At 72.8% G+C, this 19,485-nt stretch carries 25 protein-coding genes and 2 tRNA genes; 9 read left to right on the plus strand and 18 right to left on the minus strand.

The window, feature by feature from the left end:
- Positions 1-34 precede the first annotated feature (34 nt).
- Positions 35-532: a hypothetical protein gene (locus L332_RS26485; protein WP_021011359.1), complete on the plus strand. Its 498-nt coding sequence runs from the start codon at positions 35-37 to the stop codon at positions 530-532.
- Here the strand turns inward: L332_RS26485 and L332_RS26490 are convergent.
- Complete coding sequence (locus tag L332_RS26490) at positions 529-1,143, minus strand: hypothetical protein (RefSeq protein WP_021011360.1); 615 nt, start codon at positions 1,141-1,143, stop codon at positions 529-531. The two genes, L332_RS26485 and L332_RS26490, sit on opposite strands and share 4 nt — an antisense overlap.
- A 40-nt stretch (positions 1,144-1,183) precedes the next feature.
- Here L332_RS26490 and L332_RS26495 point away from each other — a divergent pair, with 40 nt between their 5' ends.
- Together L332_RS26495 and L332_RS26500 are read left to right on the plus strand one after the other, a co-directional pair.
- Entirely contained in the window at positions 1,184-2,068 is an 885-nt protein-coding gene (locus L332_RS26495) for an acyl-CoA thioesterase (RefSeq protein WP_021011361.1), read from the plus strand.
- A complete protein-coding gene (locus tag L332_RS26500; RefSeq protein ID WP_021011362.1) occupies positions 2,068-2,643 on the plus strand; it encodes a GNAT family N-acetyltransferase in 576 nt (191 codons plus the stop codon). Before L332_RS26495 ends, L332_RS26500 begins: the two co-directional genes overlap by 1 nt.
- Positions 2,644-2,698: 55 nt before the next feature.
- Here the strand turns inward: L332_RS26500 and L332_RS26505 are convergent, their stop codons facing one another.
- From L332_RS26505 to msrA, 7 genes are all read right to left on the minus strand, one after another.
- Entirely contained in the window at positions 2,699-4,252 is a 1,554-nt protein-coding gene (locus tag L332_RS26505) for a CoA-acylating methylmalonate-semialdehyde dehydrogenase (protein WP_021011363.1), read from the minus strand.
- Positions 4,253-4,303: 51 nt separating this feature from the next.
- The gene (locus L332_RS26510; RefSeq protein ID WP_021011364.1) at positions 4,304-4,759 is read right to left on the minus strand and encodes an acyl-CoA thioesterase; all 456 of its coding nucleotides are present in this window, start codon (positions 4,757-4,759) and stop codon (positions 4,304-4,306) included.
- Entirely contained in the window at positions 4,759-6,441 is a 1,683-nt protein-coding gene (gene ettA / locus L332_RS26515) for an energy-dependent translational throttle protein EttA (RefSeq protein ID WP_021011365.1), read from the minus strand. Before ettA ends, L332_RS26510 begins: the two co-directional genes overlap by 1 nt.
- Before the next feature lie 4 nt (positions 6,442-6,445).
- Positions 6,446-6,862, minus strand: a complete 417-nt coding sequence (locus L332_RS29580) for a DUF6993 domain-containing protein (RefSeq protein WP_021011366.1) — start codon at positions 6,860-6,862, stop codon at positions 6,446-6,448.
- 77 nt (positions 6,863-6,939) lie between these two features.
- Positions 6,940-7,089 carry a hypothetical protein gene (locus tag L332_RS30460; RefSeq protein WP_021011367.1) on the minus strand — a complete coding sequence of 50 codons (150 nt, stop codon included), beginning with the start codon at positions 7,087-7,089 and terminating at the stop codon, positions 6,940-6,942.
- Between the two features lie 72 nt (positions 7,090-7,161).
- Positions 7,162-7,659, minus strand: coding sequence for a single-stranded DNA-binding protein (locus tag L332_RS29585; protein ID WP_021011368.1), 498 nt, complete (start codon positions 7,657-7,659; stop codon positions 7,162-7,164).
- Between the two features lie 67 nt (positions 7,660-7,726).
- Complete coding sequence (msrA, locus tag L332_RS26525; RefSeq protein WP_021065090.1) at positions 7,727-8,251, minus strand: peptide-methionine (S)-S-oxide reductase MsrA; 525 nt, start codon at positions 8,249-8,251, stop codon at positions 7,727-7,729.
- Between the two features lie 84 nt (positions 8,252-8,335).
- Here msrA and L332_RS0115625 point away from each other — a divergent pair, with 84 nt between their 5' ends.
- Positions 8,336-8,587 carry a hypothetical protein gene (locus L332_RS0115625; protein ID WP_021011370.1) on the plus strand — a complete coding sequence of 84 codons (252 nt, stop codon included), beginning with the start codon at positions 8,336-8,338 and terminating at the stop codon, positions 8,585-8,587.
- Positions 8,588-8,659: 72 nt separating this feature from the next.
- On the opposite strand, the gene L332_RS26530 is transcribed toward L332_RS0115625, so the two are convergent.
- From L332_RS26530 to L332_RS26540, 3 genes are all read right to left on the minus strand, one after another.
- Entirely contained in the window at positions 8,660-9,220 is a 561-nt protein-coding gene (locus L332_RS26530) for a YceI family protein (RefSeq protein WP_021011371.1), read from the minus strand.
- Between the two features lie 99 nt (positions 9,221-9,319).
- A complete protein-coding gene (locus tag L332_RS26535) occupies positions 9,320-9,994 on the minus strand; it encodes a DedA family protein (protein WP_021065091.1) in 675 nt (224 codons plus the stop codon).
- 55 nt (positions 9,995-10,049) lie between these two features.
- A tRNA-Arg gene (locus tag L332_RS26540) sits at positions 10,050-10,122 on the minus strand.
- Positions 10,123-10,188: 66 nt separating this feature from the next.
- Here L332_RS26540 and L332_RS0115630 point away from each other — a divergent pair.
- The 4 genes from L332_RS0115630 to L332_RS26555 all read left to right on the plus strand — a co-directional run bounded on the left by L332_RS0115630 (position 10,189) and on the right by L332_RS26555 (position 12,544).
- A complete protein-coding gene (locus tag L332_RS0115630) occupies positions 10,189-11,061 on the plus strand; it encodes a serine hydrolase domain-containing protein (RefSeq protein WP_021065092.1) in 873 nt (290 codons plus the stop codon).
- 40 nt (positions 11,062-11,101) lie between these two features.
- Positions 11,102-11,743: an HAD family hydrolase gene (locus L332_RS26545; RefSeq protein ID WP_021011374.1), complete on the plus strand. Its 642-nt coding sequence runs from the start codon at positions 11,102-11,104 to the stop codon at positions 11,741-11,743.
- Positions 11,744-11,773: 30 nt separating this feature from the next.
- On the plus strand, positions 11,774-12,397 hold the full coding sequence (orn, locus tag L332_RS26550; RefSeq protein ID WP_021011375.1) for an oligoribonuclease: 624 nt from the start codon (positions 11,774-11,776) through the stop codon (positions 12,395-12,397).
- A 71-nt stretch (positions 12,398-12,468) separates the two neighbouring features.
- Positions 12,469-12,544, plus strand: a tRNA-His gene (locus L332_RS26555).
- Between the two features lie 53 nt (positions 12,545-12,597).
- Here the strand turns inward: L332_RS26555 and L332_RS26560 are convergent.
- Both L332_RS26560 and L332_RS26565 read right to left on the minus strand, forming a co-directional pair.
- A complete protein-coding gene (locus L332_RS26560; RefSeq protein WP_021011376.1) occupies positions 12,598-12,888 on the minus strand; it encodes a DUF3253 domain-containing protein in 291 nt (96 codons plus the stop codon).
- A gap of 33 nt (positions 12,889-12,921) precedes the next feature.
- Positions 12,922-13,722: a siderophore-interacting protein gene (locus tag L332_RS26565; protein ID WP_021065093.1), complete on the minus strand. Its 801-nt coding sequence runs from the start codon at positions 13,720-13,722 to the stop codon at positions 12,922-12,924.
- 129 nt (positions 13,723-13,851) lie between these two features.
- Between L332_RS26565 and L332_RS26570 the strand changes: the two genes are divergently transcribed.
- Positions 13,852-14,196, plus strand: coding sequence for a metallopeptidase family protein (locus L332_RS26570; protein WP_021011378.1), 345 nt, complete (start codon positions 13,852-13,854; stop codon positions 14,194-14,196).
- A gap of 5 nt (positions 14,197-14,201) precedes the next feature.
- Here L332_RS26570 and L332_RS26575 read toward each other — a convergent pair whose 3' ends face one another.
- The 5 genes from L332_RS26575 to L332_RS26590 all read right to left on the minus strand — a co-directional run bounded on the left by L332_RS26575 (position 14,202) and on the right by L332_RS26590 (position 19,431).
- A complete protein-coding gene (locus L332_RS26575) occupies positions 14,202-15,092 on the minus strand; it encodes a phosphotransferase (RefSeq protein WP_081646173.1) in 891 nt (296 codons plus the stop codon).
- Positions 15,093-15,128: 36 nt separating this feature from the next.
- A complete protein-coding gene (locus tag L332_RS29590; protein WP_021065094.1) occupies positions 15,129-16,766 on the minus strand; it encodes an HNH endonuclease signature motif containing protein in 1,638 nt (545 codons plus the stop codon).
- Between the two features lie 66 nt (positions 16,767-16,832).
- Positions 16,833-17,300 carry a nucleoside/nucleotide kinase family protein gene (locus tag L332_RS26580; protein ID WP_041204098.1) on the minus strand — a complete coding sequence of 156 codons (468 nt, stop codon included), beginning with the start codon at positions 17,298-17,300 and terminating at the stop codon, positions 16,833-16,835.
- Positions 17,300-18,058, minus strand: coding sequence for an energy-coupling factor transporter transmembrane component T family protein (locus tag L332_RS26585; protein WP_021011380.1), 759 nt, complete (start codon positions 18,056-18,058; stop codon positions 17,300-17,302). The genes L332_RS26580 and L332_RS26585 overlap by 1 nt, the downstream gene beginning before the upstream one ends.
- The gene (locus L332_RS26590) at positions 18,055-19,431 is read right to left on the minus strand and encodes an ABC transporter ATP-binding protein (RefSeq protein ID WP_021011381.1); all 1,377 of its coding nucleotides are present in this window, start codon (positions 19,429-19,431) and stop codon (positions 18,055-18,057) included. Before L332_RS26590 ends, L332_RS26585 begins: the two co-directional genes overlap by 4 nt.
- Positions 19,432-19,485: the final 54 nt, after the last annotated feature.

Consider the following 19,485-nt stretch of genomic DNA (forward strand, 5'->3'; position numbering starts at 1 on the left):
GCTCTCCACCGACCCTCGAGCACCGGAGCCGCCGATGACCGATCACGAGCAGCCCAGCGCTGCGACTCCGGTCATGCACGTGCCGTGGCGACGCGTCGCTCGCTTCACCGCGGTCGCCTCGGGCGCGCTCATCGTCGCCGCGATCGCCGCGATGCTCCTCGGGGCGGTCGTGCTGGGCCAGCGGACGATCCGCGCCATGCCGTCGCTCGTCATGCTGGCGCTCGGGCTCGGCGGGCTCCTGGCGGTCGCCGCGACGACATCGGCGCTGCGTCGCGTCGAGCGCGTCGGCGTCGACCCGCAGCGCGAGCTCGAGCGGCGGCCCGAGCTGGCGGCGGGATTCGCCGGGGCGACGGGGCTGCTCGCGCTGGCCCTCACCGGCATCGCCTTCGGCACGGCGATGGTCGCGCTGACGGGCAACCCGCGCTCCGCGCTCCCGCTCGCGCTCGGGGCGGCAGTGGCGCTCGGGGCGCTCATGCTGCTGCGACGGGCGACGCGCTCGCTGCGCGCCGCGTCGACCGCGGCGCTCGGCTAGCGGGCGAGCACCTCGCCGGCGCGCCCTGAGGCGCGCGTCCAGCCGCCGGCCGCGGTGACGCGCACCGGCGCATCGCCGAGGAAGCGCATCGCGACGAGCGCGGCCGCCTGGCCCGCGGTGAGCCCGCTCGCATCGACCTGCCGTGCCCACACCGCGCGCTCCGCGCGCCGCCGCACCGCCTCGCCGGGCGATGCGGGCAGCGCCGCCTCCACGTCGGAGGCCGCCTGGACCGCGAGGGCCCGGACCGCCTCGGGCGAGACGTCGCCCGCGTGCGCCCAGCCCGACCGCGGCGGCGAGACCGCGGCCCACGCGGGCCGGGTCACCGCATCCGGGATCTCCACGTCCGCACCGTCGCGCAGCGCATCCCGCAGCGCCGGCAGCGCCACGACGCCGTCGAAGCGCGCCGGCTCGCGCATGCGCGACGCGCGCGCGACGAGGATCGTGGGGCCCGAGTCGAGCAGCCCGGCGGCCGCCGCCATGGGCGTCGTGAGCAGCGCGACCTCGCCGTCGGCGACGAGCCGCACGGTGCCGTCGCCGAAGACCGCGGCGCGGTCGAGCAGCAGGACGAGGTCGGCGCGCGCCCGTTCGTCGAGGGCGAGGATGCGGTGCATGCGCTCCCTAGACTAGGCGCCAGACCGCGAGAGGAACCGAATGAGCGAGCGCATCCGCATCCTGCTGGAGACCCTAGACCTCGTCGACACCGGCGCTCGCACGGATGAGGACATCTTCACCGGCACGAGCCACCCGATGCCGCTCGGTCGCGTGTTCGGCGGCCAGGTGATGGCGCAGGCCGTGGTCTCGGCGCAGCGGACGATCGCCGCGGATCGGCACATCCACTCGGTGCACGGCTACTTCGTGCGGCCGGGCGACGTCGAGCTGCCCATCACGTTCGCAGTCGATCGCATCCACGACGGCCGCTCCTTCTCGACGCGGCGCGTGCAGGCCTACCAGCACGGGCTGCCGATCATGTCGATGATCTCCTCCTTCCAGGACGTCGACCCCGGCCCGAGCTCGCAGCACCCGATGCCGCAGGACTTGCCGTCGCCCGAGGAGCTCCCCTCGTCGGACGACGTGCTCGCGCCCTTCGCCGAGCACCCCTCGGCGCGCGCGGTCATCGCGCGGCCGTTCGACATCCGCCACGTCGAGGGCCCCGTCTACGTGCCCGACCCCTCGCGCCCCCGGCACGGCAAGCAGCACGTGTGGATCAAGGCGAAGGATCGCCTGCCCGATGACGACGCGCTGCACCGCGCGGCGCTCGCCTACCTCTCGGACTACGCGATCCTCGAGCCGATCGTGCGGATGCACGGGGCCGCGTGGTCGACGCCGGGCCTCAAGGCCGCGAGCCTCGACCACGCCGTGTGGTGGCACCGTCGCGCGCGCGTCGACGAGTGGCTGCTGCTCGAGCTCGAGACGAGCTCGTCCGGCGGCGGCCGGGGGCTCGGCCACGGCCACGTCTACAAGGCCGACGGCACGCACGTCGCGACGATCGCGCAGGAGGGCATGGTGCGCGTGCCGGCCGAGGAGCAGCAGGACTGATGCCGGTGCAGCCGATCGCGCCCGCCGAGGCGATGCGCACGCTCCGCGGGGCCCTGCCGCTGCGCACCGAGCGGCTCGTGCTGCGCACCCTCTCCCCTGATGACCTCGAGGCCGTGCGCGGCTACCGCAACGCCCCCGGCCAGCGCCGCTGGACCTACAACCGCGACCAGACCGAGGCCGAGCTCATGGCGTGGACGGCGGGCGGCGCGCCCGTCTTCCTGCGCGACGGCGACGCGGCGCAGCTCGGCATCGAGCTGGACGGTGCGCTCGTCGGCGACCTCATGCTCCGCATCACGAGCCTCGGCAGCCGGCAGGCCGAGCTCGGCTGGATGATCGCGGCAGAGCAGCAGGGCAAGGGCATCGCGACCGAGGCCGCGCGCGCGGCGCTCGAGCTCGCGTTCGCGATGGGTGCGCATCGCGTCATCGCGCACCTCGACGAGCAGAACGTCGGCTCTCGCAAGGTCGCGGAGCGGCTCGGGATGCAGCTCGAGGCTCGACTCGTCGACGACGAGGTCAACCCGGCGACGGGCGAGCTCGGCACGTCGCTCATCTTCGCGGTGCGGCGGCCGGGGTAGGCGTGCAGGTGAGGCGGAGGCCCGAAGGTGCCTCCGCCTCCAGCTCCAGCGCGCGTCAGTCGTGCTGCGGGAAGCCGAGGTTCAGACCGCCGTGGCTCGGGTCGAGCCAGCGGCTCGTGACGACCTTCTCGCGCGTGTAGAACTCGAACGCGTGCTTGCCGTAGGCCTTGCCCTGCCCGAAGATCGAGCGCTTCCAGCCGCCGAACGAGTGGTATCCCACCGGCACAGGGATGGGCACGTTGATGCCGACCATGCCGACCTGCACCTCGTTCTGGAAGCGCCGGGCGGCGCCGCCGTCGTTCGTGAAGATCGCCGTGCCGTTGCCGTAGGGGTTCGAGTTGATGAGCTCGAGCCCCTCTTCGTAGCTCGAGACGCGCACGATCGAGAGCACGGGTCCGAAGATCTCCTCCTTGTAGGCGGCGGAGTCGGTCGGCACGTTGTCGATGAGCGTGGGCTTCAGCCAGAAGCCGTTCGGGTCGCCGTCGACCTCCGGGTCCCTGCCGTCGACGACGAGCGAGGCGCCGTCGTCGGCGGCGGTCTGGATGTAGCCGGCGACCTTGTCGCGGTGCTGCCCCGTGATGAGCGGCCCCATGTCGTTGTCGCGCGTGCCGTCGCCCGTGCGGATGCCCGCCATCTTCTCCTTGATCTTGGCGGCGAGCTCGTCGGCGATCGAGTCGATCGCGACGACGACCGAGATCGCCATGCAGCGCTCGCCCGCCGAGCCGAAGCCCGCGTTGACGGCCGCGTCGGCCGTGACGTCGAGGTCGGCGTCGGGCAGCACGAGCATGTGGTTCTTGGCGCCGCCGAGCGCCTGCACGCGCTTGCCGTGCTTCGAGCCGGTCTCGTAGACGTACTCGGCGATCGGGGTCGAGCCGACGAACGAGATGGCCTGCACCTCCGGGTGCGTCAGGAGCGTGTCGACGGCCTCCTTGCTGCCGTGCACGACGTTGAGCACGCCGTCGGGCAGCCCCGCCTCCTGGAAGAGCTCGGCGATGAAGAGCGACGCCGACGGGTCCTTCTCGCTCGGCTTGATGACGACCGCGTTGCCCGCGGCGAGCGCGACCGGCGCGAACCACAGCGGGATCATCGCCGGGAAGTTGAACGGGCTGATGATGCCGACGACGCCGAGCGGCTGCCGCAGCGAATAGACGTCGACGCCGGTCGAGGCGTTCTCGGAGTACTCGCCCTTCGTCAGCAGCGGGAACGCGGTCGCGAGCTCGACGACCTCGATGCCACGCGCGATCTCGCCGAGCGCGTCGGAGTGCACCTTGCCGTGCTCGCGCGTGACGATCGCGGCGAGCTCGTCCTTGCGCGAGACGATGAGCTCGCGGAAGCGGAACATGATCGACTGGCGCTTCGCGATCGAGAGGTCGCGCCAGGCCGGGAACGCCGCGCTCGCCGCCGCGATCGCCTCGCCGACCTCGTCGGCGCCGGCGAGCGGCACCTGCGAGACGGGCGTGCCGAGCGCGGGGTTGAAGACGGGCGCGGTCTCGCCGGCCCCCTGCCGACGCTGCCCGTCGATGAAGTGCGGGATGCGGTCGGGACCGCTGGGGTCGTCGTGCACCTCGTCGGTGATCTGCTCCTCGGGCTCGACAGCGGTGTCGGTCATGGCGCTCCTCCTCGGACGGCGACGTTGCCCCGCCAGCCTATCGGCGGCGCCTCAGCGACGGCGGAACTCGATCGGCTCCTCGACGTAGGGCGCCCACGCCTCGCGCTCGACCGCCGTGAGCCGACGCGGCCGGCCCGTGGACGCATCCAGCATCACGACCGTCGTCGTCGCCCGCGCGTACAGCTCGTCGCGGTCGGGCGAGCGCACCTCATAGCAGACGAGCATGCTCGCGCCGCCCATCTGGCCGATCCAGGTGTCGACGATGAGCGGCTCGCGGTGGTGCGGGATCTGGCCGAGGTACTCGGCCTCCTGGCGGGCGATGACCGTGATGCTCGTCGCCCCGTGGCCGGCGTCGATGATCGCCGTCGCCGGCGAGCCCTCGGGCCCGCCGGCCCAGAAGGCGGCGACGCGCGCCTCCTCGAGGAGCGTCAGCAGCGATGCGTTGTTGACGTGCCCGTAGGCATCGAGGTCCGACCAGCGGACCGTCACCGGCACCGCGAGGCGCATCAGTCCCTCGTGAGCTTCCGGTAGGCCGAGCGGTGCGGCTTCGCCGCGTCCGGCCCGAGACGCTCGATCTTGTTCTGCTCGTAGGCCTCGAAGTTGCCCTCGAACCAGTGCCAGTTCGCCGGCTCCTCGTCGGTGCCCTCGTACGCGAGGATGTGCGTGGCGATGCGGTCGAGGAACCACCGGTCGTGCGTGATGACGACGGCGCAGCCGGGGAACTCGAGCAGCGCGTTCTCGAGGCTGCCGAGCGTCTCGATGTCGAGGTCGTTCGTCGGCTCGTCGAGCAGCAGCAGGTTGCCGCCCTGCTTCAGGGTGAGCGCGAGGTTGAGGCGGTTGCGCTCTCCACCCGAGAGCACGCCGGCCTTCTTCTGCTGGTCGGGTCCCTTGAAGCCGAACTGCGAGACGTAGGCGCGCGACGGGATCTCGACGTTGCCGACCTGGATGTAGTCGAGCCCGTCGGAGACGACCTCCCACAGGTTCTTGTTCGGGTCGATGTTCGCCCGGCCCTGGTCGACGTAGCTGAGCTTGACGGTCTCGCCGATCTTGAGCGAGCCGCCGTCGAGCGGCTCGAGCCCGACGATCGTCTTGAACAGCGTCGTCTTGCCCACGCCGTTCGGGCCGATGACGCCGACGATGCCGTTGCGCGGCAGCGTGAACGAGAGCCCGTCGATGAGGGTGCGGTCGTCGAAGCCCTTCTCGAGGTCGTTCGCCTCGAGCACGATCGAGCCGAGGCGCGGGCCCGGCGGGATCTGGATCTCCTCGAAGTCGAGCTTCCTGGTGCGCTCGGCCTCGGCGGCCATCTCCTCGTAGCGGGCGAGGCGCGCCTTCGACTTCGCCTGGCGGCCCTTCGCGTTGGAGCGCACCCAGTCGAGCTCCTCGGAGAGGCGCTTGGCGAGCTTCGCGTCCTTCTTGCCCTGCACCTGCAGACGCTCGGCCTTCTTCTCGAGGTAGGTCGAGTAGTTGCCCTCGTAGGGGTAGAGGCGGCCGCGGTCGACCTCGCAGATCCAGCCGGCGACGTGGTCGAGGAAGTAGCGGTCGTGCGTGACGGCCATGACGGCGCCGGGGTACTTCGCGAGGTGCTGCTCGAGCCACAGCACGCTCTCGGCGTCGAGGTGGTTCGTCGGCTCGTCGAGCAGCAGCAGGTCGGGCTTCTCGAGCAGGAGCTTGCAGAGCGCGACGCGACGGCGCTCACCGCCGGAGAGGTTGGTGACGGGCCAGTCGCCCGGCGGGCAGCGCAGCGCATCCATCGCCTGCTCGAGCTGCGAGTCGAGATCCCACGCGTCGGCGGCGTCGATCTCCTCCTGCAGCGTGCCCATCTCGGCCATGAGCGCGTCGAAGTCGGCGTCGGGGTTCGCCATCTCGGCGGAGATCTCGTTGAAGCGCGTGATCTTCGCCGTCAGGTGGCCGAAGGCCTCCTGCACGTTCTCGAGCACCGTCTTCGACTCGTCGAGCTCCGGCTCCTGCATGAGGATGCCGACGGAGTAGCCCGGCGTGAGCTTCGCGTCGCCGTTGGAGGGCGTGTCGAGGCCGGCGATGATCTTCAGGATCGTCGACTTCCCCGCACCGTTGGGTCCGACGACGCCGATCTTCGCGCCCGGCAGGATCGCGGTCGTGACGTCGTCGAGAATCACCTTGTCGCCCACCGTCTTGCGGGCGCGCACCATGGAGAAGATGTACTCGGCCATGCCCTCAGTCTACGGTGACGATCTCGCCCACGAGGCACCGGCCGCCACCGAGGGCGTCGACGCGGAGCGCCGTCGGCTCGCCATCGCCGACCTGGCCGAGGAGGCACGACTCGCCCTGCCGGACGGCGACCTCGAGGAAGGTCACCGGCTCGCCGAGCGAGTCGACCTCGCGCGTGCGCTCGATCGCGGAGCGCTCGAAGCCGGCCGCCTCGACCGCGGCGACGAGCGCCGCTGGATCGGCGGGCGAGTGGCCCTCGAGCGCCGCGCGGAAGGCGTCGAGCTCGGGATCCGTCGCGGCACCGGCCTCCGCGCCGCCGCGCGAGCCGGATGACGACGGCGCGGGTGCCGGCGAGGGCGCTTCGGCTGCGCAGCCGACGAGCGCGAGGACGCCGACGAGCGCGACTGCCGCGAGCTGGCGCACGCGCCCTCCTCCGATGCGTGACGGGACGCATCCAGTCTAGGACGGTGCCGTCTCGCAGCCCCGCTCGCCGCGCGAGCTCAGAGCACCGAGCTCCTGCCGCGCCGCACGCGGCCGGCGACCGAGACGACGAGCCTCGCGAGCACGGCGCTGACCGCGTCGATCGCGAGCAGGAACGCGGTCGCGATCGCGAAGATCAGCACCAGGAAGACGATCATCAGCCATTCCATCGGTGGACCTCCTCGTCGCTCGGGTCGTCGTCACGGTATCCGGCCGCGGCGCCGCGCACCAGGGGTGCGGGCTCAGAACGGCGTCTCGGGCTCGTCGATCGGAGCACCCCAGTGCTCGACGCGCGCTCCGACGAACGCGGGCTCCGGCGTCTCCGGAGGTGACGCCTCCATCGGGTCGGGCGAGGAGCCGGGCTGCTCGGCCGCGCGCTGCTCGGCATCGTCGCGGGGGCGCCGGTCGCGCGACGTGGGGCTCACGCGCATGGAGTGGCCGATGTGGTCGGCGCGGATCTTGACGCTCGTGCCGCGGCGCTCCCCCGACTCCCACTGGTCGACCTTGAGACGGCCGAGCACGACGACGAGGTCACCCTTCCGGACCGACGTGATGACGTTCCGCGCGAAGCCGCCCCACGCCTCGACGGTGAACCAGTTGGTGTGGGCATCGACCCAGTCGTCGCCGTCCTTGCGGCGCGACTTGCAGGCGATGCGGAACTCGGCGACCTGGTCGCCGGCGACGGACTTCAGGATGGGGTCGGTGCCGATGGACCCGACCACGGAGATTGCTTCGCTCATGCGGGCGAGGATGCACCGGCGCGAGCGGAGCGCGCAGACCTCGGCGGGAGGCCTGTGGAGAACGGCCTCAGCCGCGCAGGTACTCCGCGAAGCCGGCTCGGATCTTGTTGACCTTCGGAGCGGCGACGGCCAGGCAGTAGCCCTGCGTCGGGTTCTTCGCGAAGAAGTCCTGGTGGTGGTCCTCGGCGTCGTAGAACTCGCCGAGCGGCTCGAGCGTCGTGACGATCTCGCCCGGCCACCACTCGCCCGCCCGTGCGATCGCGGCCTCGAAGCGCTCGCGCTCGGCATCGTCGCGGTAGAACATCGCCGAGCGGTACTGCGTGCCGATGTCGTTGCCCTGGCGGTTGAGCTGCCGCGGGTCGTGCATCGTGAAGAACATGTCGAGCACGACCTCGGTCGGCAGCCGCTCCTCGTCGTAGACGACCTTCACGGCCTCCGCGTGGCCCGTCGAGCCCGTGCACACGAGCTCGTAGCTCGGGTGCGGCACCGAGCCGCCCGTGTAGCCCGACACGACGTCGTCGACGCCGTCGACGACGCGGTAGGCGGCGTCGAGGCACCAGAAGCAACCACCGGCGAGCACGATCTCCTGCATGCCGCCAGCGTAGCGGCGCACGCTGTGGGATCCCGATGTGGGCGGCCGCCCCTAGCGTCGCAGACAGGAAGGAAGGAGCACGCCATGGCCATCATGTCGACCGCCCAGCGGCGCACCGCCCCGCACGCGCCGCACGTCGCGACCAAGCGCGTGCGCGACGACCTCTGGAGGGTGGTCAGCGCATCCGGCCTCGCCCTCGGCTACATCGCGCGCATCGACGGCGCGCACGGTCCCGCCTTCGAGGCGCGCCGGCTCGTGCCCGGCGGCACCGCGATGCTCCCGATCGGCCAGTGCTGGTCGCTCGACGACGCCCTCGCGTGCTTCACCGGTCCCTGACGCGCAGCGACGGCGAAGGGGCGGGGCCGAGGCTCTCGCCCCGACCCCGCCCCCGTTCGCGGCGCGAGCAGCTCAGGCGCTGACGGGCGCCTGCTGGATCGCGGAGATCTCGATCTCGACGTCGACCTCGTCGGAGAGCATGACGCCGCCCGTCTCGATCGCGACGTTCCAGCTGATGCCGAAGTCGGAGCGCTTGATGCGCGTGCGAGCCGAGGCGCCGGCGCGGGTGTTGCCCCACGTGTCGGGGCCGATGCCGCCGAACTCGACGAGCAGCGCGACGCGCTTCGTCACGCCGCGGAGCGTCAGGTCGCCGTCGACGTAGAGGTCGTCGCCCTCGATGCGCCCGCCGGTGGAGACGAAGGTCCACTCGGGGTGCTCGTCGATGGCGAAGAAGTCGTTGGACCGCAGGTGCTGGTCGCGGTCGGCATTCTTGGTGTTGATGGTCGACGGGTCGACGGTCGCGGTGATCGACGACTCCTCCGGATTCTCGGCGAGCACGATCGTGCCCTCGAGGCCCTCGATCTCGCCGCGGACCTTCGCGACCATCATGTGGCGAACGGAGAAGGTGACGTTCGAGTGCGAGCCGTCGATGACGTAGGTGCCGGGCTGGTAGCCGGGGAAGCTGTGCTGCATGGGTGCCTTTCGGAAGCGGTGGTCAGGTCGTACGAATTCGAACAACGCGCTCGCGCGCCCGGCCATTCCCGATCCGCGACGACGCTTCCCCGCGAGAGGTCACTCCCCCGACAGCAGCGGCTTCCCCTCCTTGCGGTTCTGCAGCATCCGGTGCACGACGAACCACACGAGCACGACGATGACGAGCCCGATCACGACCCACTGCAGCCAGTCCATGTAGGGCTCGATGACGTGGTAGTTCCGGCCGAGGAAGACGCCGATGAGGATGAAGATGGTGTTCCAGATGGCCGAGCCGACGAGCGTCAGCCCCAGGAACAGCAGCACCGGCATGCGCTCGATCCCCGCGGGGATCGAGATGAGGCTGCGGAAGATCGGCAGGAAGCGGCCGAAGAGCACCGTCTTCCAGCCGTGCTTGGCGAACCAGGCGGTCGTCTTGTCGATGTCGCTCGCTCGCACGAGCGGCATCTTGCGGGCGATCGCGGCGAGCCGGTCGTGGCCGAGCCAGCGGCCGAGCAGGTAGAGCACGAGGGCGCCGACGACCGAGCCGATCGTCGTCCAGATGATCGCCTCGGCGACGGTGAACGTGCCCTGCGCCGCGCTGAAGCCCGCGAGCGGCAGGATGACCTCGCTCGGGATGGGCGGGAACAGGTTCTCCGCGGCGATCGCGACCGCGGCGCCGGGGGCGCCGATCGCGTCCATGAGGCCTACCGCCCAGCCGGCGACGCCGCTCAGCTCTTCGGAGGACTGGGTGGACTGCAGGATCGTCGGGAGCACCACGACAGCCTACGGTCGCCGATCGGGTCAACCCATCAGAGAAGGGCTCCGGATGCGCCCCCGGCGGGAGTCGAACCCGCGACAAAAGGATTAGAAGGCCTCTGCTCTATCCGCTGAGCTACGGGGGCCCGATCAATCTACCGGGAGCTCGTGCGGGCCCGATCTCGTGGCGGCGTGGGTGGCAGAGTAGGTCGGTGAGCATCCTCGCCCGAGACCGGAGCACCGCAGCGCGGCTGCGGGACGGCGATCGCGTGGTGGCCGAGCGGATCGGCCCGCTGCACCGAGGCGCGCCGATGCTCGAGTGGGGCTCGATCACGAAGACGGTCACGGCCGCGATCGCCGCACGGCTCGCCGAGGCCGGCGAGCTCGACCTCGACGCGCCCGTCGCCACGCTGCTGCCGGCGACGCTGCTCCCCGACGCCGTGACCGTGCGCTCGCTCATCGAGCACACGTCCGGACTCCCTCGCGTGCCGGTGGGCATGACCGACCCGCTCGACCCCTACGCCGCCTTCTCGACCCAGCGCTTCGACGCCGAGGTCGTGCCGACGCTCGCGGCGCGGCGTCGCGAGCCGAGGCCCACGCCCGAGTACTCGAACCTCGGCTACGCGGTGCTCACGCGCGCCCTCGAGGACCTCACCGACCGGTCGTGGTGGCAGCTCGCGCGCGAGCGCGTGCTCGAGCCGCTCGGGGTGCTCGACGTCGACGTCGTCCCTCCTGCCGAGCGACGCCCCGTCGTGCGCGGCTGGAGCGGCGCCCCGCGCGCGCCGTGGACGATGCACACCGGACCGTTCGTCGGCGCGGGCGGGCTCTGGGGCGCCTTCGATGGACTCGAGCGCTACGCGAGCGCCGCGCTGCGGGGCACAGGGGCGGATGCGTGGGCCCCTGGCTGGCAGGTCTCGGGCACGCTGCGCTGGCACAACGGCCACGTGCGCGACTCGGGCTCCTTCGTCGCCGTCGACACCGCATCCGACCGGGTCGTCACGGTGCACACGCTCGGCCGCTTCGTCGGCACGGCCGATCGCGTCGCGCAGCGGCTCGCGCGCCGCCATCGCCGCGACGCTCGCTGAAGCGGTCGGGCGCGCCCCCGCGGCATGCCAGGCTGGAGGCATGCCCGGCGCACTCCTGTTCGACATGGACGGCACGCTCATCGACTCGGAGCCGCTCTGGCACGCGGAGATGCGTCGCTTCGCCCGAGTGCAGGGCATCGAGTGGACAGCCGAGGACGCGCACTGGACGACCGGCAGGCCGATGGTCGAGTGGGCCGACCGGATGCGCGAGCGCGGGGTGACGCTGGAGCGCGCGTCGATCATCGCCACCGTCGCGGGCACCGTCGCCGCCGCGGTGCGCGAGGAGACGCCGTGGCTGCCCGGCAGCCTCGCGCTGCTCGAGCGGGTCGCGGAGGCCGGCGTGCCGGCCGCGCTCGTCACGAACGCGACGCGGGAGAACGCGGAGGCGCTCCTCCAGGCCGCTCCGGAGGGCGCGCTGCGATTCGCCGTCACCTCGGAGGACGTCGAGCGCTCGAAGCCCGACCCCGAGCCCTACGCGCTCGCCGCCCGGCGCCTCGGTGCCGACGCGACCGCGAGCATCGCCTTCGAGGACTCGGGCAGCGGCGCGCGCTCGGCAGCCGCGGCCGGCGCGCGGCTCTGGTTCCTCACGACCCAGCTGACCGCATCGCCCGTGCCCGCCGAGCGCACGATCGCGACGCTCGCCGACATCGACGCCGACGAGCTCTTCGCGCAGCTGGACTGAGCCCCGGCGGCCCGCCCGTAGACTCGGCGTGTGGCTGCCGCTGACCGGATCGTCTGGATCGACTGCGAGATGACGGGCCTCGACCCCACGGTCGACGAGCTCGTCGAGGTGGCGGTCGTCGTCACCGACTTCGAGCTGCGGGTGCTCGACCCGGGCCTGCAGGTCGTCATCAAGCCGTCGGACGCCGCGCTCGAGCAGATGAACGACTTCGTGCGCCAGATGCACGCGACGAGCGGGCTCGACGCCGAGCTCGAGCACGGCGTCTCGCTCGCCGAGGCCGAGCTGCTCGTGCTCGAGTACGTGCAGCGCTTCGTGCCGCTCGAGCGCTCCGCCGCCGTCGGCGGCAACACGATCGGCACCGACCGGATGTTCCTCGCGCGCTACATGCCCGCGCTCGACGGCTTCCTGCACTACCGCTCGATCGACGTCTCGAGCATCAAGGAGCTCTCGCGCCGCTGGTTCCCGCGCGCCTACTTCCAGAGCCCGGAGAAGGCGGGCGGCCACCGCGCGCTCGCCGACATCCTCGAGTCGATCCGCGAGCTGCGCTACTACCGGCGCGCGGTGTTCACGGATGCGCCGGGTCGCTCGAGCGAAGAGCTCCAGGCGATCGCGGCCGACGTCGTCGACGGCTTCGGGGAGCACCTCGGCAGCTGACACACCATCCCGCCGATGTCGTGCGGGCGTCGTGGATGTCGTATGCTGTCATGGTTGCGCTCGCGCACATGGTGGGTATAGCTCAGTTGGTAGAGCGCCTCGTTGTGGTCGAGGAGGCCGCGGGTTCAAGCCCCGTTACTCACCCCACGCGGAAGGCCCGGAGGATCATGTCCTCCGGGCCTTCACTCGTCCCCGGCTCGTCACGCGGGCTCGTCCGCCGCTCCCGGCGGGCGCACGAGGCGGATGCGGATGGGTCCCCTCGCGCTGTCGAGGTCGACGACGCTGCCGCGCTGGGTCACCTCGACGGCGCCCGCGGCGACGAGCCGCCTCGCGGCGTCACGCGCCGCGTCCATCTGCGGTCGCCAGTCGGCCTCGTCGGAGCCCGCGACGGCCTTCGCCGCGTCGCTCGGGCAGATGGTCGCGCCTTCGCGGCGCTGTGCGAGGAGGTCGAGGATGGCCGACTCCATGAGCTCGTCCTGCGCGCGCGTCATGCGGTCAGTGTGACCGGCTGCGCTGAGGGTCGGCTAGGAAGCGGCGTGCTCCGGCGGCAGGATCTGGCCGATGGGCTCGCGCTTCTCGGCCTGGAAGCGGTCCTCCGTGCGGCCGAGCGCCCAGTAGCCCGAGAGCGAGACCTGGGAGCGCTCGAGGCCGCGGCGCACGAGCAGCTCGTCGCGGAGCGCCTTCATCGACTCGCGCTCGCCGTGCGCGAAGACCTGTCCGCGGCCGGCGGGCAGCTCGAGCGCCGCGGTCTGCTCGGCGAGCAGGCCGACGGTCGCAGCACTCGCCTCACCGCGGTGCAGCCACCGCACGTCGAAGCCGACGGGAGCCGAGAACGGGATCTCCTCCGACGCATCCCGCACCTCGATGAGCGCGGCGCCGCGAGCCGTCGCCGGGAGCGCCTCGACGCTCCGCGCGATCGCCGGGAGCGACGACTCGTCGCCGAGGAAGAGGTGCCACGCGGCGGTCTCGTCGGGCGCGAAGGCACCGCCCGGTCCGCCGAACACGACGCGCTCCCCCGGCTGCACGCGCGCGGCCCACGGGCCCGCGAGCCCCTGGTCGCCGTGCACGACGACGTCGATCGCGAACGAGTCGTCGGCGATCGCGCGCACGGTGTACGTGCGCGTCACCGGCAGGTCGTCGGGCGCGAGCGACTCGCGGAGCGCCGCGACGTCGTAGGGCGGCTCGAGGCCGAGCTCGGGCTTGGCGAACCAGAGCTTGACGTAGGCGTCGGTGAAGGCGTTGGGCGCGAAGCTCGCGAAGCCGTCGCCGCCGATCCAGAGCCGCACCATGCTCGGGGCGATCCGCTCGGTGCGGACGACCTCCATCACGTGCTGCGGACGGTTGGGACGAGGGGGACGACCAGGGTTGCTCATGTCGCTCTCGACGCTATCAGCGAGGGTGCGGACGCTCGGCCTCGGTAGGCTCACGATGAGGATGCAGAGGAGGCGGTCGCGGTGCTCGAGCTCGACCACGACGCGTTCGAGGCGCTCGTCACCGACGTGCTCGACGAGCTGCCCGACGAGATGGTCGAGGGCCTCGACAACGTCGTCTTCCTCGTCGAGGACGAGCATCCCGAGGAGGACCTGCTCGGCATCTACGAGGGCGTCGCGATCACCGAGCGCGGTCAGTACGGGTTCGGTGAGCTGCCCGATCGGATCATGGTCTACCGGCTCCCGCATCTCGACTCCACGGACTCGCTCGAGGAGCTGCGGGCCGAGGTGCGGACGACGATCGTGCACGAGATCGCGCACTTCTACGGGATCGACGACGAGCAGCTGCACGAGCTCGGCTGGGCCTAGTCGCCTCAGGCGGTCTCGCGGTACAGCTCGAGCAGCAGCCGGTGGCCGAGCTGCTCGAACTCCGCGTCGCCGACGCCGTAGGCCCAGACGGCCGTTCCCACCGCTTCGGCCACGAGGGCGCGCCGCCACTCCTCCGGTTCGCGGGGGTCGCTGCCGTACCCGTCCAGGAACGCCGCCTCCAGCGCCGGATCGCGCGCGAAGTCCTGTCGCGCGAGTCGGACGAAGTCGTCGGCCGCGGGGCGCAGGTCGGCGCGGCCGAAGTCGATGATCCTGACGACGCCGTCGTCGATCAGCCAGTTCCGGGGCTGCCAGTCGCCGTGCGTCGGCACCACGCGAGCCCCGCCGTCGGGCCAGGCGGACAGCTCGGCCCGCACGCGCCGCACGACCTCGGGATCGATCCGGTGCGGCAGCGCGAGGTGCCGCACGACGCGTCGGCGGAGCCGGTCGTTCCACTGCTCGTCGAAGAGCGACGCCTGGCCGTGGAAGGCGGCGAGGAGCGAGCCCGCCTGCCGGTAGACCTCCGGATCGTGCTGCGCCCCGGTCCCCTCCACGAGCGTGCCCGGGAGGTACCGCGTGACCAGCAGCTTCTCGGCGTCGTCGCCGAACAGCAGCTGCGGAGCGCGTCCGGTGGCGACCCAGGGCCGGACCCACTCCCGATGCGCCCGCAGCTCCCTTCCGATGTGGTGGTCGTCGCGGCCGCCTGCCTTCACGATGCATCGGCCCTGCGAGCTGGCCACGTCGAGCACCGTCGTCTCGACGAGCCCCCAGCCGAGATCGGCGAGGACCGTCGCGTCGGGGAGCCAGCGAGCCAGGAGCGCGCGCTGCTGCGGCCTCAACGGGTACGGCTCATCGATCACGAGGAGCGATCCTAGGTGCACGACGGCGCCTTCGGGCATGCCGATGCTCGAGTGATCGCGTCGCGCTGGCGGAGGTCAGAACGGCAGCGGCGGAGCGTTCGGATCGCCCTGCGCGGCTGGTTCGAGCGGGGCCCCGTGCCACTCGCGCAGCACCGCGGGATCGGGCTCGGTCCAGGTCGTCGGATCATCCCAGCGGCCGAGCCGCTCGAGCGCTGCGCGCTGGTCGGCACGCCGCTCGGCGCGAGTGCGGGTGGGCGGTCTCGGCTTCGTGCGCGGCATGTCGGTGAAGACCGGGCCGGCCGGCTCCGGCAGGTCGTCGATCACCTGGCCGAGCGGTGAGGTCCAGCGCAGCACGCCACCGGGCAGCTGCTCGACGGCCCAGCGGGAGCTGTGCTTGAGCACGTGATCGCGACGGCAGACGAAGCCGAGGTTGTCGAGGCTCGTCGCGCCGCCCTCGGCCCACGCGAGGGTGTGGTCGAGGTCAGCGCGGCGGGCTGGATGCGGACAGCCGGGTGCTCGACAGCGCTGATCGCGCCCGAGCAGGACGTGCCGCTGCGCCGCGGTCGGCGTGTACGAGTCGACCGTGACCGCGACGCCCGTGACAGGATGCGTGAACAGCCGCAGCCACGTCGGCGCCTCCCCCGCCAGCCGGCGCGCCGTGTCAAGATCGACGATCACCTTCCCGTCGAGCATCGCCGGGAACCGGTGCCCGGCCACCTCGGCCTCCGCCGCCGTGCCGTCGAAGCACAGCCCGCCCGCGGGGATCGCGATCATCGGCTTCACCCGGATGCCGGCCGTCCCGTGCAGGTCCTCCGGCACCACACCCGACAGCAGCAGCTCCTGGAACGCATCCGCCCGGAACTGGTCGAACGAGCGAAGATCCTCCTTCGGCTTCCCGCGCGCCGCCTGCGTCAGCCGATCGTGCACCGCGTACGCCTCCAGCGCAGGCAGGAACGCGTACAGGTGCGCCATCCCATCACCCGCATCCGACACCTCCACCCGCCGCCGCTGCCGCGCCGAATCGTGCCGGACCTGCAACGGCGTCGAGAGCACGTCGTTCACGACTTGCTTCGCCTTCGACCGCAGCCTCGCGGTGCTCGTGCGCTCGGCGACGTCTACGAGCTCGGCGACCACCCGGTCGCGATCGGCCGGAGCGACGTCCGCGTCGTCGCGCAGCGCGCGGGTCTCGGCCTCGATGATCCGCAGGTGGCTCGTGGTGATGCGCCCCTCGGCGGCTGCCTCGTGCGCGGCGGGGAGCTCGCCGACGATGGTCCACGCGTCGGTGATGTGCCGCTCGACGGTCGGGGTCGTCAGACCGAGCTCGACCGCTGCGAACGACGCGATCTCGCGCAGCATCGCGCCGGTGTCGCCGGCCTGGTCGATCATCCGCTGCATGTGCTCTGCGAGCAGCGCTCGCCGGCGGCCCTCGAGCCGCGCCGACTGCGCCTCGATCGCCACGAGCTCGCAGACGAGCTCCTCGTCGAGCCGCAAGCGCCGTTCCGCCGCCGACTCGGGCGCTCGCGGCAGCGGCGGGATCGGCGCGCCGCGCTCGGCCGCGGCCTCGACCTGCTCCGCCGACATCTCGGCCACCTGCGCCGACAGCTCGGCGAGGAACGCGTCGAGCTCCTCGTCTGCGGCGATCTCGGCCGCCGAGCGCGGCTCGAGCTGGGACGTCTCGAGCGCCTCCGCTCCGCCACCGGGCTCCGACTCCATGCCCCGATTCTCCCCGGCACCACCCACACGCGAGGGGCCGGAGCACGCCGCTGTGGAGAGCGCGGCTCAGGTGCGGATGACGTCGTCGGCGAGCGCGGCGGGATCGTTCGCGGCGATGTGCGCGTCCTCCTGCTCGCGCCACAGCATCCACCACGAGTCCTCGCCGTCGCGGGCGAGCGCGCGGGCGTGCCGCACCTCCTCCGGCGCCTCGAGCCACAGCGCCCGGTCGGCGTGCTCGCGCGACTGCAGCGTGAGCGAGCCGCAGCCCTCGACGATGAGCGGCTCGCCCGGCTCGGCGCGATCCTCGGCGCCCCAGTCGCCGATCGCCCAGTCCCACCGCCGCCACACCGCCGTGCGGCCGGCGGCGAGCGGCGCCAGGATGCCGCGCTCGAGCAGCCTCGAGCCGGTCGCGAGGCCGTGCCAGCCCGCGTAGAGGTCGTCCATGTGGATGACGCGCGCGCCCGACTCGGCCGCGAGCCGCGCGGCGAGCTCGGTCTTGCCCGCGCCGGAGCGCCCATCGACGATCGTCAGCATCACGCCCCCTCCCACACCGGCGAGAACGATCCTGCCGCGAGCGAGACGCCGAGCGCGGTCGCCGCCACGAGGGCGACGAGCAGCACGAGCACCGCATCGCGCCAGCCGAGCGTCGACGGCCGGGCCCACGTGCGCTCCGGCCCCCCGAAGCCGCGCGCCTCCATCGCGGTCGCGAGCGTGCCGCCCCGCCGCAGCGCGACGACGAGCAGCGCGAACGCCGCTTGCAGCGACCGGCGCACGACGCCCGTGTCGCCGAGCCCGCGCGCCCGCCGCGCGAGCGAGATCTGCCGCCAGTCCTCCCCGAGCACGCCGAAGAGGCGCGTGCCCGCGAGCGCGGCGAGCACGAACCGGTGCGGCAGCCGGGCGACTTGCGCGAGCCCGTCGGCGAGCCGCGTCGGATCGACGCCGACGAGCGCGACGAGCGTCGGCACGCCGACCGCCAGCACGCGCAGGCCGATCGCGAGCGCGAGCTCGATCGAGCGGTCGCTGATGACGGCGAGCCAGACCTGGGCGTGGATGCGTCCGGCCGGCTCGGCGTAGAGGAGCATGCTGACGGCCGAGAGCGGCGCGGCGACGAGCAGCGGCCACGAGCGGCGCACGACGGTGCGGGGGCCGATCCCGACGCTCGCGAAGACGATCGCCCACGCGGCGAGCGCGACGGCCGCGCTGACGACGTCGATCGTGAGCAGCATCGGGATGGAGTAGAGCACCGCCGCGAGGATGGGCGTGACGGGGTTCACCCGCTCGAGCGCCTTCACGCGGCGCCCAGCCGCAGCACGCGATCGCCGAGCACGCGCTCGACGTCGGCGTCGTGGGTCACCGCGACGACCGCGCATCCGTCGTCGTCGACGAGCGACGCGATGAGCCGGACGAGCTCCTGCCACGTGCGGCGGTCCTGCCCGAACGTCGGCTCGTCGAGCACCATCACGCGCGGCGCGGGCGCGAGGACCGTCGCGACCGAGAGCCGCCGCTGCTCGCCGCCCGAGAGCGTGAAGGGGTTGACGTCGGCGAGGTGGGCGAGCCGCAGCGCCGCGAGCAGCGCGTCGACGCGCTCGCTCACCGCGGCGTCGCTCCGCCCGAGCGCCCGCAGCCCCGCCGCGACCTCGTCTCGCACGCGCGCCGCGACGAACTGGTGCTCGGGCTGCTGGAACACGGTGCCGATGCGGGTCGCGAGTTGCTTCGGCCGCCAGCGGATCGGCGCCTCGGCCGCTGCGCCGCCGCGCAGCGCCGTCGTCGCGCGCACCGCGCCCGCGACCGGCGGCAGGAGTCCCGCGAGAGTGAGCGCGAGGGTCGACTTGCCGGCGCCGTTCGGGCCGGTGACGACGAGCGCCTCCCCCGCGCGCACCTCGACGTCGACGGGCTCGTGCACCGCCTCGCCGGCGCGGCCGGAGCGCAGCGTCTCCGCGACGAGCAGCGCCGGCCCGGCCGCGCGGCGCGCGCGATCGACCTCGACCGGGATCCCCGGCACCCACACGCCGCCCACGGCGAGCGGCTCGGCGTGCACCTCGAGCACCGCGTGCGGCGAGCCGTCGACCGCGACGCCCGCGCCCGGCTCCAGCACGACGACGCGGTCGACGACCGGGATCCACGTGTCGACGCGGTGCTCGACGACGACGAGCGTCGCCCCGGTGTCGGCGGCCACGCGAGCCACCGCATCCCGCACCTCGGCGACGCCGACGGGATCGAGGTTCGCGGTCGGCTCGTCGAGCAGGATGAGGCCGGGCCGCATCGCGATGACCCCCGCGAGCGCGAGCCGCTGCCGCTGCCCGCCCGAGAGCGCCGCGGTCGAGCGGTCGAGGTCGACGTCGAGGCCGACGGCGCCGAGCGCATCCAGCACGCGCGGCCAGATCTCGTCGCGCGGCACCGCGAGGTTCTCGCAGCCGAAGGCGACGTCGTCGCCGACGCGCGACATGATCGTGTTGGCCTGCGGGTCCTGCAGCACGAGCCCGGCGAGGCCGCGCCGGCTCGCGGGGTGGGCGCCGTCGACGAGCAGCTCGCCGGTCTCCTCGCCCTCCTCGTCGCCGCCGAGCACGCCGGCGAGCGCCGACAGGAGCGTCGACTTGCCCGCGCCGGAGGGCCCGAGCAGCAGCACGCGCTCGCCGGGCTCGACGTCGAGGTCGAGCCCGGCCACGGCGGACGCTTCCCGACCGGCGTGCCGCCACCCCCACCCGCGAGCGCGGATGCG

The organism is Agrococcus pavilionensis RW1, from assembly GCF_000400485.1.
Taxonomy (GTDB): domain Bacteria; phylum Actinomycetota; class Actinomycetes; order Actinomycetales; family Microbacteriaceae; genus Agrococcus; species Agrococcus pavilionensis.

What these genes read in the sequence shown, in the direction of transcription:
- L332_RS26485 (WP_021011359.1), top strand. Translation starts at nt 35, where the DNA reads ATGACCGATCACGAGCAGCCCAGCGCTGCGACTCCGGTCATGCACGTG.
- L332_RS26490 (WP_021011360.1), bottom strand. Translation starts at nt 1,143, where the DNA reads ATGCACCGCATCCTCGCCCTCGACGAACGGGCGCGCGCCGACCTCGTC.
- L332_RS26495 (WP_021011361.1), top strand. Translation starts at nt 1,184, where the DNA reads ATGAGCGAGCGCATCCGCATCCTGCTGGAGACCCTAGACCTCGTCGAC.
- L332_RS26500 (WP_021011362.1), top strand. Translation starts at nt 2,068, where the DNA reads ATGCCGGTGCAGCCGATCGCGCCCGCCGAGGCGATGCGCACGCTCCGC.
- L332_RS26505 (WP_021011363.1), bottom strand. Translation starts at nt 4,252, where the DNA reads ATGACCGACACCGCTGTCGAGCCCGAGGAGCAGATCACCGACGAGGTG.
- L332_RS26510 (WP_021011364.1), bottom strand. Translation starts at nt 4,759, where the DNA reads ATGCGCCTCGCGGTGCCGGTGACGGTCCGCTGGTCGGACCTCGATGCC.
- ettA (WP_021011365.1), bottom strand. Translation starts at nt 6,441, where the DNA reads ATGGCCGAGTACATCTTCTCCATGGTGCGCGCCCGCAAGACGGTGGGC.
- L332_RS30460 (WP_021011367.1), bottom strand. Translation starts at nt 7,089, where the DNA reads ATGGAATGGCTGATGATCGTCTTCCTGGTGCTGATCTTCGCGATCGCG.
- L332_RS29585 (WP_021011368.1), bottom strand. Translation starts at nt 7,659, where the DNA reads ATGAGCGAAGCAATCTCCGTGGTCGGGTCCATCGGCACCGACCCCATC.
- msrA (WP_021065090.1), bottom strand. Translation starts at nt 8,251, where the DNA reads ATGCAGGAGATCGTGCTCGCCGGTGGTTGCTTCTGGTGCCTCGACGCC.
- L332_RS0115625 (WP_021011370.1), top strand. Translation starts at nt 8,336, where the DNA reads ATGGCCATCATGTCGACCGCCCAGCGGCGCACCGCCCCGCACGCGCCG.
- L332_RS26530 (WP_021011371.1), bottom strand. Translation starts at nt 9,220, where the DNA reads ATGCAGCACAGCTTCCCCGGCTACCAGCCCGGCACCTACGTCATCGAC.
- L332_RS26545 (WP_021011374.1), top strand. Translation starts at nt 11,102, where the DNA reads ATGCCCGGCGCACTCCTGTTCGACATGGACGGCACGCTCATCGACTCG.
- L332_RS26560 (WP_021011376.1), bottom strand. Translation starts at nt 12,888, where the DNA reads ATGACGCGCGCGCAGGACGAGCTCATGGAGTCGGCCATCCTCGACCTC.
- L332_RS26565 (WP_021065093.1), bottom strand. Translation starts at nt 13,722, where the DNA reads ATGGAGGTCGTCCGCACCGAGCGGATCGCCCCGAGCATGGTGCGGCTC.
- L332_RS26575 (WP_081646173.1), bottom strand. Translation starts at nt 15,092, where the DNA reads ATGCCCGAAGGCGCCGTCGTGCACCTAGGATCGCTCCTCGTGATCGAT.
- L332_RS29590 (WP_021065094.1), bottom strand. Translation starts at nt 16,766, where the DNA reads ATGGAGTCGGAGCCCGGTGGCGGAGCGGAGGCGCTCGAGACGTCCCAG.
- L332_RS26580 (WP_041204098.1), bottom strand. Translation starts at nt 17,300, where the DNA reads ATGCTGACGATCGTCGATGGGCGCTCCGGCGCGGGCAAGACCGAGCTC.